Annotated in this window: 1 pseudogene; it reads left to right on the top strand. The window is 63.6% G+C overall.

The annotated features are described in order from the left end of the window. Positions 1 to 442, top strand: a pseudogene (locus CV013_RS15370) (RHS repeat-associated core domain-containing protein); the annotation flags it as partial.

Below are 442 nucleotides of genomic sequence, written 5' to 3'. Positions count from 1 at the left end.
CCAACGGGCTCAACCAGTATACCGCGGCCGGTCCGGCAAGCTTCACCTACGATGCCAATGGCAACCTCACCTCGGATGGAAGCAACACCTACCTCTACGATGTCGAGAACCGTCTGGTGAGCCGCAGCGGCGGCGGGACGAGTGCGACCTTGCGCTACGATCCGCTGGGGCGGCTGTACGAAGTGAGCGGCAGTGCCAGCGGGATCACCCGGTTCCTCTACGATGGCGATGCTCTGGTCGGGGAGTACAACACCTCGGGTACGCTGCTGCGCCGCTATGTCCACGGTGCTGCCGAAGGTGTGGACGATCCGCTGGTGTGGTTCGAAGGAGCAGGCGTTGCGGATAGCGCCCGCCGCTACCTCTACGCCGACGAGCGAGGCTCGATCGTCGCGGTGACCGATGGCAACGGCAACAAGCTGGCGATCAACACCTACGACGAATA

This window comes from Tsuneonella flava (assembly GCF_002870965.1).
In the GTDB taxonomy this organism is placed as follows: domain Bacteria; phylum Pseudomonadota; class Alphaproteobacteria; order Sphingomonadales; family Sphingomonadaceae; genus Tsuneonella; species Tsuneonella flava.
The sequence above is the reverse complement of the archived record's forward strand: the minus strand, read 5'-3'. Positions and strand labels throughout refer to the sequence as shown.